Source organism: Streptomyces ziwulingensis, from assembly GCF_039542605.1.
Taxonomy (GTDB): domain Bacteria; phylum Actinomycetota; class Actinomycetes; order Streptomycetales; family Streptomycetaceae; genus Streptomyces; species Streptomyces ziwulingensis.
The window spans coordinates 82,389-99,303 of sequence record NZ_BAABIG010000022.1; the positions used below are offsets into that span (position 1 = coordinate 82,389).

Consider the following 16,915-nt stretch of genomic DNA (forward strand, 5'->3'; position numbering starts at 1 on the left):
ACCCCACTCCACCCGCCCGGAGCGCCCGCGTCGAGTCCATTTCGCGGTGCCGGCTCAGGTCTGGGCCATGTCCACGAAGCGGGAGTAGTGGCCCTGGAAGGCGACGGTGATCGTGGCGGTCGGGCCGTTACGGTGCTTGCCCACGATGATGTCCGCCTCACCCGCGCGCGGCGACTCCTTCTCGTACGCGTCCTCGCGGTGCAGCAGGATCACCATGTCGGCGTCCTGCTCGATGGAACCGGACTCACGCAGGTCGGACACCATCGGCTTCTTGTCGGTGCGCTGCTCGGGGCCTCGGTTCAACTGCGAGAGGGCGATCACGGGGACCTCCAGCTCCTTGGCGAGGAGCTTGAGGTTCCGGGACATGTCCGAGACCTCCTGCTGACGGCTCTCCGAGCGCTTGGAGCCGCCTGCCTGCATCAGTTGCAGATAGTCGATGATCACGAGCTTGATGTCGTTGCGCTGCTTGAGCCGACGGCACTTCGCCCGGATCTCCATCATCGACAGGTTGGGGGAGTCGTCGATGTAGAGCGGTGCGGACGACACCTCGGGCATCCGGCGGGCCAGACGCGTCCAGTCGTCGTCCGTCATCGTGCCGGACCGCATGTGGTGCAGGGCGACGCGGGCCTCGGCGGACAGCAGGCGCATGGCGATCTCGTTGCGGCCCATTTCGAGGGAGAAGATGACGCTCGGCAGGTTGTGCTTGATCGACGCGGCCCGGGCGAAGTCCAGGGCGAGCGTCGACTTGCCCATGGCGGGACGGGCGGCGATGACGATCATCTGTCCCGGGTGCAGACCGTTGGTCAGCGAGTCGAAGTCCGTGAAGCCCGTGGGCACGCCGGTCATCTCACCGCTGCGCGAACCGATCGCCTCGATCTCGTCGAGCGCGCCCTCCATGATGTCGCCGAGCGGCAGATAGTCCTCGCTGGTCCGCTGCTCGGTGACCGCGTAGATCTCGGCCTGGGCGCGGTTGACGATCTCGTCGACGTCGTCGTCGGCCGCGTATCCCATCTGGGTGATCCGCGTGCCCGCCTCGACCAGGCGCCGCAGCACCGCCCGCTCGTGGACGATCTCCGCGTAGTACGCGGCGTTCGCCGCCGTCGGCACGGTCTGGACGAGGGTGTGCAGGTAGGACGCCCCGCCGACCTTGTTGATCTCACCCCGCTTGGTGAGTTCGGCGGCGATCGTGATCGGGTCGGCCGGCTCGCCCTTGGCGTAGACGTCGAGGATCGCCAGGTAGACCGTCTCGTGGGCCGGCTTGTAGAAGTCGTGGCCCTTGAGGATCTCCACCACGTCGGCGATGGCGTCCTTGGAGAGCAGCATGCCGCCGAGAACCGACTGCTCGGCCTCCAGGTCCTGGGGCGGCACCCGCTCGAACGCCGACCCCGCCCCGTCCCAGGAACCGTTCTCCCGGCCCCGCTCGTGCTGCTCGTCGCGGCCTCGGAACCCCTCCCCACGCCGACGGGAGGCGGGCAGACGATCACTGGGGCCGCTGTCGGCCCACGGCTCGTCCAAGGGCTCGGAAATGCTCAACCGAGCCACCTCCTCCCGTCCGCGGCGCGGACCTCGCCGTGCCCCCATTACTACGGCACGGCACTGACAAATAAGAGGCCCAACTCCGGTTGCGGCGCGTCGGATTTATCCCTTTTCGCGAGCCGGTGAACAGAGCGGGCGCCGCACCACCGTAGGCCGCTCCGCACCGTCAGCCAATCTGGTTATCCACAGGCCATGTGGACGACCGGCCAGATGCTGTGGAGAACCTGCCGAAACCTGTGCACGACCCGGTGGACAGTCCTGTGAACAAGCCCTCGACTTCTCCGACGGACCGGCTCTGACCAGCCATTATCCCGTCCACCGGCTGTGCAGAAGAAAAACTTTCCCAGTCGGATCAAGATCGCCCCATGTTACGGACGGACAGGCGCTCGACCAAACGAGAAGTAAGGGTCAGAAACGCTTTGCATCTCTTACCTGTGGAAGATTAGATTGGTGCTCATGACACAGGCCCCCGCGCGCCCCCGGACTGCCCGGCGTCGGCACGACCGAGAGATCATCACTCTGGCCGTACCGGCCTTCGGCGCGCTCGTGGCCGAGCCCCTCTTCGTCATGGCCGACAGTGCGATTGTCGGCCATCTCGGCACGGCCCAGCTCGCCGGACTCGGCATCGCCTCCGCCCTGCTGACGACCGCCGTCAGCATCTTCGTCTTCCTCGCCTACGCCACCACCGCGGCGGTGGCCCGGCGGGTCGGCGCGGGTGACCTCGCCTCCGCCATCCGCCAGGGCATGGACGGCATCTGGCTCGCTCTTCTGCTCGGCGCCGCCGTGATCGCTGTCGTCCTGCCCACCGCCCCGCTCCTCGTGGAACTCTTCGGCGCCTCCGACACCGCGGCCCCCTACGCCACGACCTACCTGCGTATCTCCTCGCTCGGCATCCCCGCCATGCTCGTCGTACTCGCCGCGACCGGCGTCCTGCGCGGCCTGCAGAACACCAGGACCCCGCTGTACGTGGCCATCGGCGGATTCGTGGCCAACGGCGCCCTGAACGTCGGACTCGTCTACGGCGCCGGCCTCGGCATCGCGGGATCGGCCTGGGGCACGGTCATCGCCCAGTGCGCCATGGCCGCCGTCTACCTCGTGGTCGTCGTCCGCGGCGCTCACCAGCACGGCGCCTCGCTTCGCCCCGACGCCGCCGGCATCAAGGCATCCGCCCAGGCCGGTGTCCCGCTGCTGGTCCGCACCCTCTCGCTCCGGGCGATCCTGATGATCACCACAGCCGTCGCGGCCCGCCTCGGCGACGCGGACATCGCCGCCCACCAGATCATCCTGTCCCTGTGGAGTCTGCTCGCCTTCGCCCTCGACGCCCTCGCCATCGCCGGGCAGGCGATCATCGGGCGCTACCTGGGAGCGGGGGACGCCCAGGGCGCTCGGAACGTCTGCCGCCGCATGGTGGAGTGGGGCGTCGCGGCCGGCCTCGTGCTCGGCCTGCTGGTCGTACTCAGCCGACCGGTGTTCCTGCCCCTGTTCACCGCGGACTCCACGGTCCGGGACACCGCCCTGCCCGCCCTGGTGATCGTGGCGCTCTCCCAGCCGATCTGCGGCGTCGTCTTCATTCTGGACGGAGTCCTGATGGGAGCGAGCGACGGGCCGTACCTGGCATGGGCGATGGTGTTCACCCTCGCCGTCTTCACCCCCGTGGCGCTGCTCGTCCCCACCTTCGGCGGCGGACTCACCGCCCTCTGGGCGGCGATGACGCTGATGATGACCATGCGCCTGCTGACGCTGTGGTGGCGGGCACGCTCCGGCCGCTGGGTCGTCACCGGGGCGACGCGCTGACCGTTTCACGTGAAACACCCGCTGTCCCTGGCCCGCGCACGGGGAGGCTGCCCTGTTCCACGGATGAGAGAGCTGCCCTGTTCCCCGCATGAGAAAGGGGCCGCACCCCGGAGGGGGCGGCCCCTTCACTCATCGCTTCAGCGAGTACGGCACTCAGGCCGCGACAACCTCGATGTTGACCTTGGCGTCTACCTCGGGGTGCAGACGCACCGACGTCTCGTAGGCGCCCAGCGTCTTGATCGCCGAGGTCACCTCGATACGACGCTTGTCGACCTCGGGGCCACCGGCATCCTTGATCGCCGAAGCGATGTCGGCCTGGGTGACGGAACCGAAGAGACGACCGGCGTCGCCGGCGCGGACGGCCAGACGGACCTTGACGCCCTCGAGCCGGGCCTTCACCTGGTTGGCCTGCTCGATGGTCTGGATCTCGTGGATCTTGCGAGCACGACGAATCTGCTCGACGTCCTTCTCGCCGCCCTTGGTCCAGCGGATCGCGAACTTCCGCGGGATCAGGTAGTTGCGGGCGTAGCCGTCCTTGACGTCGACGACTTCGCCGGCGGCACCGAGGCCGGAGACCTCGTGGGTGAGGATGATCTTCATGAGTCGGTCACCCTTCCCTTATCGCGCGGTGGAGGTGTAGGGCAGCAGCGCCATCTCACGGCTGTTCTTCACGGCCGTGGCGACGTCACGCTGGTGCTGGGTGCAGTTGCCGGTCACGCGGCGGGCACGAATCTTGCCGCGGTCGGAAATGAACTTCCGCAGCATGTTCGTGTCCTTGTAGTCCACGTACGTGACCTTGTCCTTGCAGAAAGCGCAGACCTTCTTCTTCGGCTTGCGCACAGGCGGCTTCGCCATGGTGATTCTCCTGTGTGATCAAGAAGTGTGGTGCGAGCCCGGCCCTAGAAGGGGGGCTCGTCCGAGTAGCCGCCGCCACCGCCGCCGCTGCCGCCGGAGTTTCCACCCCAGCCGCCGCCACCGCCGCTGCCGCCGCCCTGCTGGCCACCGGCGGGAGCGCCGGTCGCCCACGGGTCGTCGGCCGGAGCGCCGCCGCCCTGCTGACCGCCACCGGGGCCGCCGCCCCAGCCGCCGCCACCCTGGCCGCCGCCCTGACCGCCGCCGCTGTAACCGCCCTGGCCACCGCGGCCCGAGGTCTTGGTGACCTTGGCCGTGGCGCTGCGCAGGCTGGCGCCGACCTCGTCGACGTCCAGCTCGTAGACCGTGCGCTTGACGCCCTCACGGTCCTCGTAGGACCGCTGCTTCAGCCGGCCCTGCACGATGACGCGCATGCCTCGCTGGAGCGACTCGGCCACGTTCTCCGCCGCCTGACGCCAGACCGAGCAGGTCAGGAAGAGGCTCTCGCCGTCCTTCCACTCGTTGGTCTGACGGTCGAAGGTGCGGGGAGTGGACGCGACACGGAACTTCGCGACGGCCGCACCGGACGGGGTGAAGCGCAGCTCGGGGTCGTCGACAAGATTGCCGACGACCGTGATGACGGTCTCGCCTGCCATGGGGGAACCTCTCGGCGGGTTTGCTGCTGGCTGCTTGTGCTGCTACTCGAATCCCGGACCGGCTGAGCGAGAAGCTCAGTGGGTCTCGGGACGGAGGACCTTGGTCCGGAGGACCGACTCGTTCAGGTTCATCTGCCGGTCGAGCTCCTTGACGACCGCAGGCTCGGCCTGCAGGTCGACGACCGAGTAAATGCCCTCGGGCTTCTTGTTGATCTCGTACGCGAGACGACGACGGCCCCAGGTGTCGACCTTCTCGACCTTGCCGCCACCGTCGCGGACGACGGACAGGAAGTTCTCGATCAGCGGAGAGACAGCGCGCTCCTCGACATCGGGGTCGAGGATGACCATCACTTCGTAGTGACGCATGTGGAACCCACCTCCTTCGGACTCAGCGGCCACGGTCGTTCCGTGGCAGGAGGGTTGTGATGCGTATCGCCTCGGTGTCTTCCGGTGGAGCAGCGGCCACCGACGATCGCGGACGATCGGCGGGAACCTCAGAGCTGCGGCCGGGCAGACACCGGTGCGGAGGGTACACAGTACCCGCACACCGGCTTCCGGTTGAAATCCGGCCGGGAAGGCGGTCACTCTGTACACATCGGGTGTGCATGGCGCTACTGTGCGCCGCTATCGCAGGAGGTGCCCTCATGGCACAGGTATGGCGACCCAACACCGCCAACACCGGCGGCGGCCTTCTCGCCACGGACGGCAAGGCCCGTCCCCTCCAGGAGACCCTGATCTGGGTGACCGCGGTGCTCGGCGTCACCGCCTTCATCACGGCGATGTTCCACCACTTGCACCTGCTCAGCTCGTGGGCCGGTCTGGTGGGGATCGCCACCGGCGCGTACGGCCAGTGGATCTCGGTGACGACCCGGGCCCGGTTCGCCCTGGTCATGGGTCTGGGAGCGAGCGCCCTCGGCTTCTTCCTGGGCATGGCGCACGGTGGCCTCTTCGGCGGGGTCGTCGACTGACCCGCCGGACGGCCCCTCCGGCCCCGCTCCGCAGTACCTTCGCAACGCCGTCCACCGCTCCGGCCGCCACCGGCCGGAGCAAAGGTGGCGTACGGCCAGTCGGGGCGCCCAGCGGGCGCAGTAGGCTTCGCGCGAGAGCCGGAGCCCTTGTACCCATGGGGACACACCAGCCCGAGGAGCACCCCGAATGAGCCTGACCCTGAGGACCATCAGCCGCGAGCAGCATCTGGCGTACATCCAGAGCCTGCCGTCGGCCAGTCACATGCAGGTCCCGGCATGGGCAGACGTCAAGGCGGAGTGGCGCTCGGAGAGCCTCGGCTGGTTCGACGACCGCACCGGCGAGCTGGTCGGTGCCGGTCTCGTCCTCTACCGGCAGCTTCCCAAGATCAAGCGCTACCTGGCCTACCTGCCCGAAGGCCCGGTCATCAACTGGTTCGCCCCGAACCTCCAGGAGTGGCTGGAGCCGATGCTGGCGCACCTCAAGCAGCAGGGCGCGTTCTCGGTCAAGATGGGGCCGCCGGTGATCATCCGGCGCTGGGACGCCACGTCGATCAAGAGGGGCATCCAGGACCCGGACGTCAAGCGCCTGCGCGACATCGAGGCCGACCTGATCGAGCCGCGCGCCTTCGAGGTGGCCGACAAGCTGCGCCGCATGGGCTGGCAGCAGGGTGAGGACGGCGGGGCCGGCTTCGGCGACGTGCAGCCCCGCTACGTCTTCCAGGTGCCGCTGGCCAACCGGTCCCTGGAAGAGGTGCACAGGAACTTCAACCAGTTGTGGCGCCGCAACATCAAGAAGGCCGAGAAGTCCGGTGTCGAGGTCGTCCAGGGCGGCTACCACGACCTGGAGGAGTGGCAGCGGCTGTACGAGATCACCGCCGTGCGCGACCACTTCCGGCCCCGCCCGCTCTCGTACTTCCAGCGCATGTGGTCGGCGCTGAACAGCGAGGACCCCAACCGCATGCGGTTGTACTTCGCCCGCCACAACGGCGTGAACCTGTCGGCGGCGACGATGCTGGTCGTCGGCGGACACGTCTGGTACTCCTACGGCGCCTCCGACAACATCGGCCGCGAGTTCCGGCCCTCGAACGCGATGCAGTGGACGATGCTGCGCGACGCCTACGCGCTCGGTGCGACCGTCTACGACCTGCGCGGCATCTCGGACTCGCTGGACGAGTCCGACCACCTCTTCGGCCTGATCCAGTTCAAGGTCGGCACCGGCGGCCAGGCCGCCGAGTACCTCGGCGAGTGGGACTTCCCGCTGAACAAGCTGCTCCACAAGGCGCTCGACATCTACATGTCGCGCCGCTGACGCCCCTCGCGCCGCGGACGACGCGTTCTTCGTTCCGCCACCTCCGACACACCGCAGCCACGAGAAAGGTCCCAGGTCCGGCCATGGCGCTCACGCTCTACGTCGACACCGCGCGCTGGCGTGCGCACCACAAGCACGTGCAGGAGCAGTTCCCGGGGCTGGTCCCGGTCTGCAAGGGCAACGGCTACGGCTTCGGGCACGAGCGGCTGGCGGAGGAGGCCACCCGGCTGGGCTCGGACGTCCTCGCGGTCGGCACCACGTACGAGGCCGCCCGGATCAAGGACTGCTTCGGCGGCGATCTGCTCGTCCTGACGCCGTACCGGCGGGGCGAGGAGCCGGTGCCGCTGCCCGACCGGGTGATCCGCTCGGTCTCGTCCATCGACGGCGTGTACGGCCTGGTGGGCGCCCGGGTGGTCATCGAGGTGATGTCCTCGATGAAGCGGCACGGCATCAGTGAGCAGGACCTGCCGCAGTTGCACGCCGCCATAGAGAACGTCCGGCTGGAAGGCTTCGCCATCCACCTGCCGCTGGACCGCACCGACGGCTCGGACGCCGTCGAGGAGGTCATCGGCTGGATGGACCGGCTGCGCGCGGCCCGGCTGCCGCTGCACACCATGTTCGTCAGCCACCTCAAGGCCGACGAACTGGCCCGTCTCCAGCAGCAGTTCCCGCAGACCCGCTTCCGCGCCCGGATCGGCACCCGGCTGTGGCTGGGCGACCACGACGCGACCGAGTACCGCGGCGCCGTCCTGGACGTCACCCGCGTCACCAAGGGCGAGCGCTTCGGTTACCGGCAGCAGAAGGCCGCCTCGGACGGGTTCCTGGTGGTCGTGGCGGGCGGTACGTCGCACGGTGTGGGCCTGGAGGCCCCGAAGGCGCTGCACGGTGTCATGCCGCGCGCCAAGGGCGTCGCCCGGGCCGGCCTCGCCACGGTCAACCGGAACCTCGCGCCGTTCGTCTGGGGCGACAAGCAGCGCTGGTTCGCGGAGCCGCCGCACATGCAGGTGTCGATCCTGTTCGTGCCCTCGGACGCGCCGGAGCCGAAGGTCGGCGACGAGCTGGTGGCCCACCTGCGGCACACCACCACCCAGTTCGACCGCATCCTGGACCGCTGAGACCCGCCCACTCGCAGCGATAGGCCGTGCTCGGAGAACCGGGCACGGCCTTTCGCGTCGGTCACCGGCCCTGTTCGCTCACAGCGAACCGCCGTCGGTCGGCCGGTCGGCGCCCCAGTCGACCTGGAGCCCGTCGTGGTGCGCGAGCCCGTCGTGGTGCGCCGCGTGCCGCGCGGGACGCGTCGCCGGCCCGACTGCGAAGACGTCGGCCGCGCCGTCCAGCACCCCGCCCGAGGGGTCGTCGCCGCCGGCCCCGCGCACCGGGTCCCGGTCGGGCACGAGGATGTCGCGGACGACCATGACGCACAGGTACAGCGTGCCCAGCAGATGCAGCCCGATCGTCCAGTGGTAGCCGTCGGTCGGCAGCCCCTTGTGGGCGTCTCCGCTGGTCGTATAGGCGAGATACATCCAGATGCCGAGGAAGTACGCCACCTCGCACGCCTGCCAGATCAGGAAGTCCCGCCACTTCGGCCGGGCCAGCACGGCCAGGGGCACCAGCCACAGTACGTACTGCGGTGAGTAGACCTTGTTGGTGAGGATGAAGACCGCGACGATCAGGAAGGCGAGCTGGGCGAAGCGCGGGCGGCGGGGAGCGGTCAGGGTGAGCGCCGCGATGCCGCCGCAGCACAGCAGCATCAGCACCATGGCGAGCGTGTTGACCGTCTCGGTGCCGAGCGGGCTGTCCGAGTTCTGGGCGAGGACCAGCCAGAAGGACCCGAAGTCGACGCCCCGCTCCTGACTGAACGTGTAGAACTTCGACCATCCGTCGAAGGCGAAGAGCATCACCGGCACGTTCACCACGAGCCAGGCGGCAGCCGCGCCGCCCAGCGCGGCCCCGTACTGGCGCCACTTGCCCGCACGCCAGCACAGGACGAGCAGGGGGCCGAGGAGGAGGAAGGGATAGAGCTTGGCGGCCGTGGCGAGGCCCAGCAGCACCCCGAAGGCCAGGGAACGGCCCCGCGACCACATGAGCATCGCCGCGGCCGTGAGCGCCACCGCCAGCAGGTCCCAGTTGATCGTCGCGGTGAGGGCGGCGGCGGGCGCCAGGGCGATCAGCAGCCCGTCCCACGGGCGCCTCGCGTGCGTGCGCGTCACGCAGACCGCGATGACGGCCGCGCAGATCATCAGCATCCCGGCGTTGGCCAGCCAGTACCACTGCTGCTGGTCCTGCATGCTGCCGCCGCCCGGCGTGATCCAGGCGGCGACCTCCATGAAGAGGCCGGTCAGCACCGGGTACTCCAGGTACTGCATGTCGCCGGGGAGCTTGTCGAAGTACGGCACGAGACCGTCCGCGAACCCGCGTCCCGAGTAGAGATGCGGGATGTCCGAGTAGCAGGCGTGGGTGTACTGCGAGCTGGCGCCGAAGAACCAGCCGCCGTCGTAGCAGGGCGCCTTCTGGATCAGACCGAGGGCGAACATGCCGATCGCCACGAGCACGATGACCCGTACCGGAGTCCACCAGGACGCTCCGAGCAGGGCCCGCCGGCCGATGGGGCCGCCGATCAGCTCGCTGCCGGCCGCGGCGACCGAGTCCTCCTCGGTGGGCCGCACCGGGCCGGTCTGAGCGCTCGCTTGCGTGGTTTCTGCACTGGACATGGGCACATCCTGCCGTACCTGCCGGGGAAAACGCCGAGGGCCGCCGCACCGGTCGGTGCGGCGGCCCTTCGGTCACCGGTCGGGTACGGATGTTTCACGTGAAACACCCGCATGCGGGGCAGATCTCAGCTAGCCGTTCGGGCCTCCGAAGAGATCTCCGCCGTTCTCACCGCCTCTGGTGTCGCTCGTCTCGGTCGACTCGCTGGCCGAGGGTGTCGAGCTCTGGCCGCCGTCCTCCTCGCCGCCGGTCTCTCCACCGTTCTCCGAGCCGCCGTCCTCTTCCTCGCAGTTCCAGTCGAAGACGCCACAGCTCTCGGACGGCGTCGGCGTGGGGCTCTCCTCCTCGGTCTCGGAGGGCGTGGGAGTCGGGGTCGGACTCTCCTCCTCCTCGGTCTCGGAGGCGGTGACCGACGGGGTCGGCGTCGGCGACGGCTCGTCGTTGAGGACCTCACCGATGGGCTCCGGCGTCGGGAACTTCTCCACCGGCTGCCCCTTCAGCGCCTGCTCCATGTACGCCTGGAAGATCTCCGACGGGAACGAGGCACCGTGGATGGAGTCCTGGTCGCCCGTCCCGTACATCTCAAGGAAGGTGCGGTTCTTGATGTTCTCGTCGTCCGGGTAGCGGAACATCGTGATCGCCGTCGAGAGCTGCGGGGTGTAGCCGACGAACCAGGCGGACTTGTTGCCGTCGGTGGTACCGGTCTTGCCCGCCACCTCACGGCCGGTGAGCTGGGCGTTGGTACCCGTGCCGTCCTCGACCACGGTCTTCAGCACGTCCGTGACGTTGTCCGCGACCTTGGCCTCGAACGCCGCCCTGGTCGCGTCCTTGTGGGTGTAGATCGTGCCGTCCTTGCTGGTCACCTTGGTGACCGAGAACGGATCACGCTGCTCACCGCTGGCCGCGAAGGTGGCGTAGGAGCCGGCCATCCGGATCGCGCTCGGGTCGGAGATGCCGATCGAGAACGAGGGGAAGGACGTGCCGGTCAGGCTGTCCTTCAGGATCCCCGAGTCGACCGCGGCCTCCTTGACCTTGTCCAGGCCGACGTCCATGCCGAGCTGCACGTAGGCGGAGTTCACCGAGAACTGCATCGCCTCACGCAGGTCGATCTTGTAGTCCGGGGCTTCACCGCGCGATTCGTCACCGTCGTTGACCTGGTTCCACTCCTCGCCCTTCTCGTTGTGCCAGATCGCCCCGTTGTACTCCTTGATCTTCAGCTTGTTCTCGCCGCTGTAGAGGCTCTTCGGTGAGACCTTGGTGCGCTCGTCCTGCGCCTGGACCTCCCCGAGGTCCGGGTCCCGCACGCCCCACTTCATCGCCGCCGCGAGCACGAAGGGCTTGAACGTCGAACCGACCTGGGCACCGGTCACATCGGCGTTGTTGGTGAAGTGGGTGGTCGCGTCCGCGCCACCGTAGATGGCCTCGATGGCTCCGGTGTCCGGATTCACCGACGCCCCGCCGAACTGGACGTGGGTGTCGGTCTCGGGCCGCTTCTTCGGGTCGATGTTCTTCTTGTAGACCTTGGTGACGGCGGTCTCGAGTTCCTTGACCTTCTTCTTGCTGAAGGTGGTGTAGATCGAGTAGCCGCCCTGCTCCAAATCGTTGGCGGTGACCACGTCGTTCTTGATCAGGGAAGCCTTGGCCAGGTCGACCAGGTAACCGATCTGACCGCTCAACTGCGTGTTCGACCGCGGGTTCTTCCAGTCGGGCAGCTTCGTGAACTTGGCCCGCTCGGCGGCGTCGAGGCGTCCGTACTCGACCATCTTGTCGAGGGTGTCCTGCATCTGGAGCAGGGCCCTCTTCTGGTTGGCCTTGTCGGTGGCCGTGGCGTCGATGGACGTCGCACCCGCCGGGTCGTAGTACGTCGCGCCCTTGAGCATCGCCGACAGGAACGCGCACTCGCCGGCGTCCAGGTTCTCGGCGTCCTTGTCGAAGTACGCCCGTGAGGCCGCCTGGATGCCCCAGGCACCGCGGCCGTAGTAGGCGGAGTTCAGGTAGCCCTTGAGGATGTCGTCCTTGTCGAGCTTGGCGCCCACCTTGATGGAGACCAGGATCTCCTTGACCTTGCGGGAGACGGTCTGCGACTGGTCGTCCAGCATCGCGTTCTTGACGTACTGCTGGGTGATGGTCGAGCCGCCCTGGGTGTTGCCGCCCCTGGCCATGTTGAACACCGCGCGGGCGATGCCCTTGGGGTCGATGCCGCTGTCGTCGTAGAAGGTCTTGTTCTCCTGCGAGATGACGGCGTTCTGCATGTCCTTGGGGATCTGCTCCAGCTCGACGATCTGGCGGTTGCGCTCACCACCCGTGGCGACCATCTGGGAGCCGTCGGCCCAGTAGTACACGTTGTTCTGGGCCGTCGCGGTCTTCGCCTCGTCGGGGATGCCCACCATGGCGTACGCGATGCCCGCGGCGGCCACCAGGCAGCCGAAGAAGCCGACGCACAGCCCGGACACGAGCTTCCAGGACGGCACCCACCGGTGCCATCCGTCCTTGTCGAAGCGCGGGTAGTCGATCACCCGCTTCTTCCCGGCCGCGGGCGCGCGGCCGCGCCCGGCGGCCGGCGACGCGCGCCGGCCCGGTTCGGCCCCTCTGCGCCGGCCGCCGGCGCCGCGCTGTGCCGCGCGGCGGGCCTCGGCACGGCTGCCGTACTGGCGTTCCTCACCCCCCGACTCGTGCGAGTCGGACGGAGGCTCTGTGGCGCCTCGCGGTGCCGCGCGGCGGCCGGAGGACGAGCCGGACTGGCCGCGTCGGGCCGCGGCACGTCCGCCTCCCTGCGGCTGCGGCGGTTTGCGACGGTGCTCGCTCATCGAACGACTACTCCTCGGGCAGGCGCACCCCGGCGCGCCTGGCAACGGCGGCTGGTTTCCGGTCCCCCCGAAGTACGGATGCGGCCGCTGCCGTATTCACCCGTACTGCACCGGGGACGAGGACGCCCCCGGGCGTCACTCGGTTCCCAGTGGTCTGCATGGCGCACAGACTACGCACCGTCAAAACCCCCGAGCTCCGAAGTTCACCTCAAATCAGGCAACTTGCTTCGTATGAATCGGCGATGTGATCCCGTTCACGATTTTGCCTCTTGTCGGGAGCGGAAGGCCGTTCTATCGTCTGGATGTATCGAGTCGATACATCAGCTCGGCATAAAGACCACGATGAGCCCGGTATCGCAGGGCCGCGACAGGGAGGAGGCGACGATGAGCCGACGTTCCGGCATCCTCGAGTTCGCCGTCCTCGGCCTGCTCCGCGAATCCCCGATGCACGGCTACGAGCTGCGCAAGCGACTCAACACTTCACTCGGTGTGTTCCGGGCGTTCAGCTACGGGACGCTGTACCCCTGCCTCAAGACGCTGCTCGCCAACGGCTGGTTGATCGAGGAGCCGGGGAACACCACCGAGGCCACCGCCGCGCTGGCGGGCCGCCGCGCCAAGATCGTCTACCGGTTGACGGCGGAGGGTAAGGAGCACTTCGAGCAGCTCCTCTCGCAGACGGGTCCCGAGGCCTACGAGGACGAGACCTTCGCCGCTCGCTTCGCCTTCTTCGGACAGACGTCGCGTGACGTGCGCATGCGCGTGCTGGAGGGCCGTCGCAGCCGGCTGGAGGAGCGCCTGGAGAAGATGCGCCTCTCGCTGGCCCGGACCCGGGAGCGGCTCGACGACTACACGCTCGAGCTTCAGCGCCACGGCATGGAGTCCGTGGAGCGCGAGGTGCGCTGGCTGAACGAGCTCATCGAGAGCGAGCGGGCGGGGCGGGACCTGCGCGGTCCCGCCGCCGAGAGCGCCGCTCGCGAGGACACCACACATGGAGCGCCGGGCGGCCTGCCCCGGCCCGGGGAGCACTCCCGGCCGGACTCGCCCGACGACACCGCCACGTGAGCGCCCAGTCAGGGCCTCACTCGTACACACAGGGAGCAACCGGAATGGGTTCGGTTCGCGTAGCCATCGTCGGCGTGGGCAACTGCGCCGCATCGTTGGTGCAGGGCGTCGAGTACTACAAGGACGCCGACCCGGCGTCCAAGGTCCCGGGCCTGATGCACGTCCAGTTCGGCGACTACCACGTCAGTGACATCGAGTTCGTCGCCGCCTTCGACGTGGACGCCAAGAAGGTCGGGCTGGACCTCGCGGACGCCATCGGCGCCTCCGAGAACAACACGATCAAGATCTGCGACGTGCCCCGCAGCGGCGTCCAGGTCCAGCGCGGCCACACCCTCGACGGTCTCGGCAAGTACTACCGGGAGACCATCGAGGAGTCCGCCGAGGAGCCGGCCGACATCGTCGAGGTCCTCAGGGACAAGCAGGTCGACGTCCTGGTCTGCTACCTGCCCGTGGGTTCCGAGGACGCGGCGAAGTACTACGCGCAGTGCGCCATCGACGCCAAGGTCGCCTTCGTCAACGCCCTCCCGGTCTTCATCGCCGGCACCAAGGAGTGGGCGGACAAGTTCACCGAGGCGGGCGTGCCGATCGTCGGTGACGACATCAAGTCGCAGGTCGGCGCCACCATCACGCACCGCGTCATGGCGAAGCTCTTCGAGGACCGGGGCGTCGTCCTGGACCGCACGATGCAGCTCAACGTCGGCGGCAACATGGACTTCAAGAACATGCTCGAGCGCGACCGCCTCGAGTCGAAGAAGATCTCCAAGACGCAGGCCGTCACCTCCCAGATCCCCGACCGGGACCTCGGCGAGAAGAACGTCCACATCGGCCCGTCGGACTACGTGGCCTGGCTGGACGACCGCAAGTGGGCCTACGTCCGGCTCGAGGGCCGCGCCTTCGGTGACGTCCCGCTGAACCTGGAGTACAAGCTCGAGGTCTGGGACTCCCCGAACTCGGCCGGTGTCATCATCGACGCGGTTCGCGCCGCGAAGATCGCCAAGGACCGCGGCCTCGGCGGCCCGATCCTGTCGGCGTCGAGCTACTTCATGAAGTCCCCGCCGGTGCAGTACTTCGACGACGAGGCGCGCAACAACGTCGAGAAGTTCATCGCGGGTGAGGTCGAGCGCTGAGCCGCTCCCCCCGGCGAACGGAAGAGGGTCCCCGAGGCGACACGCCCGGGGACCCTCTTCGCGGTCCAGGCCGTGCGGTCCCGGTGCCCGGCTGAGGCAGTGCGCCCGCGCGCCCACCGCGTGTGTGAGGCTGTGCCCCATGGCCGTCGTCCGTGACCTGCGTGTCCTCCTGCGACTGAAGGGGTTCCGGCGCCTGCTCGCCGTCCGCCTGCTCTCCCAGGGCGCCGACGGCGTCTACCAGGTGGGACTCGCCACCTACGTCGTCTTCTCGCCGGAGAAACAGACCTCGGCCGCCGCGATCGCCTCCGCGATGGCGGTCCTGCTGCTCCCGTACTCGCTGGTGGGCCCCTTCGCGGGCGTGTTCCTGGACCGCTGGCGCCGCCGCCAGGTCTTTCTCCACGGCAACCTGCTGCGCGCCCTGATGGCCTCGGTGACGGCCGTCCTGATGATCGCCTCGGTCCCGGACTGGCTCTTCTACGTCGCCGCGCTCTCCGTCACGGCCGTCAACCGCTTCGTCCTGGCCGGTCTCTCCGCGGCTCTGCCGCGGGTGGTCGACGCCGACCGGCTGGTGATCGCCAACTCCCTGTCCCCGACGGCCGGAACGCTGGCCGCGACGGCCGGCGGGGGGCTCGCCTTCCTCGTCCGCCTGGTGGTCGCCGACTCCGACGCCGCCGTGGTGCTGCTGGGCGCCGTGCTGTACCTGTGCGGCGCGCTGGCATCGCTGCGGATCGCGGTGGAACTGCTCGGGCCCGACCGGGTCCGCGTCCATCAGCGGCTGGGCACGGCCCTGGCCGGCACCGCCCGCGGCCTGACCGCGGGGGTACGGCACCTCGCCGCGCCCGTCCGCCAGGAGGCGGCGCGGTCGCTCGCCGCCATGACGCTGCTGCGGTTCTGCTACGGCGCCCTGCTGGTGATGCTGCTGATGCTCTGCCGGTACGCCCTGACCTCGACCACCGACGAGGGGCTCGCCCTGCTGGGTCTGGCGCTGGGCGTCTCCGGCGCGGGCTTCTTCGCGGCGGCCGTGCTCACGCCCTGGGCGGTGGGCCGGCTGAGCCCGGGCCGCTGGATCGCCGTGTGCGCGGCCCTGGCGGCGGTGCTGGTGCCCGCCCTCGGCCTCCCGTTCGCCACCGGGCCGCTGCTCGCCGCGGCGTTCGTCCTGGGACTGATCACCCAGGGTTCGAAGATCGCGACCGACACCCTCGTGCAGACCTCGGTCGAGGACGCCTTCCGTGGCCGGATCTTCTCCGTCTACGACGTGCTGTTCAACGTCGCGTTCGTCGGTGCGGCCGGGGTGGCCGCCCTGATGCTGCCGCCGGACGGCCGCTCGGTACCGCTCGTCGTCTCCGTCGCCCTCGTCTACGGGGCGGTTGCCACGGCTATGACCCGGTTCGGTCGCCAGTAGGTGTCACATAAGAGCCACAAAGGTCCGCTGGGCTACAGAGATGTCAGTGGTGGCCGGTAACTTACGTGCGTCTTATGAGCGCCATGTGCGCGTCACGTACTTCTGTTTGAGGGGGACCCCCAAGTGACCACTCCGCCGTCCCAGGGAAATCCGTTCGCGCCGGATCAGCCGCCGGCCTCGCAGCCGCCGCAGCCGCCGCAGGGGCAGAACCCCTACGCGCAGGGCACCGGCAACCCCTTCGCCCAGGGCCAGCCGGGCCACCCGCAGCAGACCGGACAGCCCGGGGTGCCCCCGCAGGGCATGCCGTACGCCCCCGTCCCGCCCTCCCCGCGCGGCGGCCGCTTCAAGAAGAAGGCGCTGCGGCTCCTCGCCGTCGTCGCCATCGCGATCGCCATCGCCGGCGGCAAGTGGTACTTCAGCCAGAGCGACGCCGAGACCACCGAGGCGGGTAGCTGCATGCACAACGAGGGGACGCAGGCGTCACCCGACCTGAAGACCGTCGACTGCTCCTCCGGTGACGCCCAGTACAAGGTCGTCGAGAAGTTCGAGGACACCAGCGACAGCGGCAAGTGCGAGGCCGTCAAGGAAGCCGAGATCTCGTACTACCAGGTCGGCGACGGCCACGACGTCGTTCTCTGCCTCAAGGAGATCTGAGCGACGAGGGCCCGCGCCCGTGGAACGGGGTCATGTTTC

At 68.8% G+C, this 16,915-nt stretch carries 15 protein-coding genes; 8 read left to right on the plus strand and 7 right to left on the minus strand.

Annotated elements, in window-relative coordinates; translation table 11 throughout:
• Window positions 1-54: 54 nt before the first annotated feature.
• Window positions 55-1,533 (minus strand): replicative DNA helicase, encoded by a 1,479-nt coding sequence (gene dnaB, locus ABEB00_RS11435; protein WP_345619238.1) that lies wholly within the window; start codon window positions 1,531-1,533, stop codon window positions 55-57.
• A 459-nt stretch (window positions 1,534-1,992) separates the two neighbouring features.
• Between dnaB and ABEB00_RS11440 the strand changes: the two genes are divergently transcribed.
• The gene (locus ABEB00_RS11440; protein WP_345619239.1) at window positions 1,993-3,330 is read left to right on the plus strand and encodes an MATE family efflux transporter; all 1,338 of its coding nucleotides are present in this window, start codon (window positions 1,993-1,995) and stop codon (window positions 3,328-3,330) included.
• Window positions 3,331-3,483: 153 nt separating this feature from the next.
• Here ABEB00_RS11440 and rplI read toward each other — a convergent pair whose 3' ends face one another.
• The 4 genes from rplI to rpsF form a co-directional block, all read right to left on the minus strand.
• Window positions 3,484-3,930 (minus strand): 50S ribosomal protein L9, encoded by a 447-nt coding sequence (rplI, locus tag ABEB00_RS11445; RefSeq protein WP_345619240.1) that lies wholly within the window; start codon window positions 3,928-3,930, stop codon window positions 3,484-3,486.
• Between the two features lie 18 nt (window positions 3,931-3,948).
• Entirely contained in the window at window positions 3,949-4,185 is a 237-nt protein-coding gene (gene rpsR, locus ABEB00_RS11450) for a 30S ribosomal protein S18 (RefSeq protein ID WP_003949403.1), read from the minus strand.
• Between the two features lie 44 nt (window positions 4,186-4,229).
• Window positions 4,230-4,838: a single-stranded DNA-binding protein gene (locus ABEB00_RS11455; protein ID WP_345619241.1), complete on the minus strand. Its 609-nt coding sequence runs from the start codon at window positions 4,836-4,838 to the stop codon at window positions 4,230-4,232.
• Window positions 4,839-4,913: 75 nt separating this feature from the next.
• Window positions 4,914-5,204, minus strand: coding sequence for a 30S ribosomal protein S6 (rpsF, locus tag ABEB00_RS11460; RefSeq protein ID WP_345619242.1), 291 nt, complete (start codon window positions 5,202-5,204; stop codon window positions 4,914-4,916).
• A gap of 278 nt (window positions 5,205-5,482) precedes the next feature.
• Between rpsF and ABEB00_RS11465 the strand changes: the two genes are divergently transcribed.
• The 3 genes from ABEB00_RS11465 (at window position 5,483) to ABEB00_RS11475 (ending at window position 8,230) form a co-directional block, all read left to right on the plus strand.
• Window positions 5,483-5,806, plus strand: a complete 324-nt coding sequence (locus tag ABEB00_RS11465) for a hypothetical protein (protein ID WP_345619243.1) — start codon at window positions 5,483-5,485, stop codon at window positions 5,804-5,806.
• 187 nt (window positions 5,807-5,993) lie between these two features.
• Window positions 5,994-7,115: a peptidoglycan bridge formation glycyltransferase FemX gene (gene femX / locus ABEB00_RS11470; protein WP_345619244.1), complete on the plus strand. Its 1,122-nt coding sequence runs from the start codon at window positions 5,994-5,996 to the stop codon at window positions 7,113-7,115.
• A gap of 83 nt (window positions 7,116-7,198) precedes the next feature.
• Entirely contained in the window at window positions 7,199-8,230 is a 1,032-nt protein-coding gene (locus tag ABEB00_RS11475; RefSeq protein ID WP_345619245.1) for an alanine racemase, read from the plus strand.
• Between the two features lie 78 nt (window positions 8,231-8,308).
• Here the strand turns inward: ABEB00_RS11475 and ABEB00_RS11480 are convergent, their stop codons facing one another.
• Window positions 8,309-9,826, minus strand: a complete 1,518-nt coding sequence (locus ABEB00_RS11480) for a glycosyltransferase family 87 protein (RefSeq protein WP_345619246.1) — start codon at window positions 9,824-9,826, stop codon at window positions 8,309-8,311.
• Window positions 9,827-9,955: 129 nt separating this feature from the next.
• A complete protein-coding gene (locus ABEB00_RS11485; protein WP_345619247.1) occupies window positions 9,956-12,631 on the minus strand; it encodes a transglycosylase domain-containing protein in 2,676 nt (891 codons plus the stop codon).
• 384 nt (window positions 12,632-13,015) lie between these two features.
• Here ABEB00_RS11485 and ABEB00_RS11490 point away from each other — a divergent pair, with 384 nt between their 5' ends.
• From ABEB00_RS11490 to ABEB00_RS11505, 4 genes are all read left to right on the plus strand, one after another.
• A complete protein-coding gene (locus ABEB00_RS11490; protein ID WP_345619249.1) occupies window positions 13,016-13,693 on the plus strand; it encodes a PadR family transcriptional regulator in 678 nt (225 codons plus the stop codon).
• A gap of 44 nt (window positions 13,694-13,737) precedes the next feature.
• Window positions 13,738-14,820, plus strand: a complete 1,083-nt coding sequence (locus ABEB00_RS11495) for an inositol-3-phosphate synthase (RefSeq protein WP_345619250.1) — start codon at window positions 13,738-13,740, stop codon at window positions 14,818-14,820.
• Window positions 14,821-14,959: 139 nt separating this feature from the next.
• On the plus strand, window positions 14,960-16,222 hold the full coding sequence (locus ABEB00_RS11500) for an MFS transporter (protein ID WP_345619252.1): 1,263 nt from the start codon (window positions 14,960-14,962) through the stop codon (window positions 16,220-16,222).
• Between the two features lie 123 nt (window positions 16,223-16,345).
• Window positions 16,346-16,876, plus strand: coding sequence for an LppU/SCO3897 family protein (locus ABEB00_RS11505; protein ID WP_345619254.1), 531 nt, complete (start codon window positions 16,346-16,348; stop codon window positions 16,874-16,876).
• The last annotated feature ends 39 nt before the right edge of the window (window positions 16,877-16,915 follow it).